Origin of the sequence: Gluconobacter sp. P5H9_a (genome assembly GCF_018812085.1) — a bacterium.
Classification (GTDB): Bacteria; Pseudomonadota; Alphaproteobacteria; order Acetobacterales; family Acetobacteraceae; genus Gluconobacter.
Window position 1 is genome coordinate 1 of sequence record NZ_JACRVW010000064.1, and the last position, 594, is coordinate 594.

Genomic DNA, 594 nt, shown 5'->3' on the forward strand with positions numbered 1-594 from the left:
TGGAGGTCATCGACCGCTGGATCGGTAATATCAACGATGAAATTTTGCACGATTACCCGCGCTGGAGGTCATCGACCGCTGGATCGGTAATATCAACGATGAAATTTTGCACGATTACCCGCGCTGTGGTGCAGGTTTTTCGTGTTCCGTACCCCAAGAGAGGAGCCAGTTACGCACCTCAGAATAGGGACGCTTGCGCCCTTCATCTGCGGCGCGGATTCCGTCTCGAACGGCGTCAGCAAAAGCTGTCGTCTCGGCGTAGTCAGGCTGGACAATCGGGTGTGCGCTCATCAGGCCGMTCCTGTCGCTCAATAAAGTGCAGACAGTGATACTACCGGAAAACGGTAGGTGGAGCCGCTAACATGGCGTTGCGTCATGAGCAGACAGAAGAATCAGAAAAAAACATTGGTGCAGACCCAGAGCGAATGCAGCGCGCTAGCGCCGCAGGCTGCTCAGGTATAAATATTACTCGGATTTAGAATCTTGAGTCTAGTGGGCGTGTAAACTTGGCGCTTAAATGAAAATTTGGCCTATACCATTGAATCTTGAGTCTAGTGGGCGTGTAAACTTGGCGCTTAAATGAAAATTTGGGTA

The 594-nt window shown here is 50.9% G+C and carries 1 protein-coding gene; it reads right to left on the reverse strand.

Features of this window, described 5'->3' with window-relative positions:
- Window positions 1-114: 114 nt before the first annotated feature.
- Window positions 115-291: a CopG family transcriptional regulator gene (locus KP708_RS15485; protein WP_215757252.1), complete on the reverse strand. Its 177-nt coding sequence runs from the start codon at window positions 289-291 to the stop codon at window positions 115-117.
- Window positions 292-594: the final 303 nt, after the last annotated feature.

Excerpts from the sequence above, each read along its gene's own strand:
- KP708_RS15485 (WP_215757252.1), bottom strand. The coding sequence starts at position 291 with ATGAGCGCACACCCGATTGTCCAGCCTGACTACGCCGAGACGACAGCT.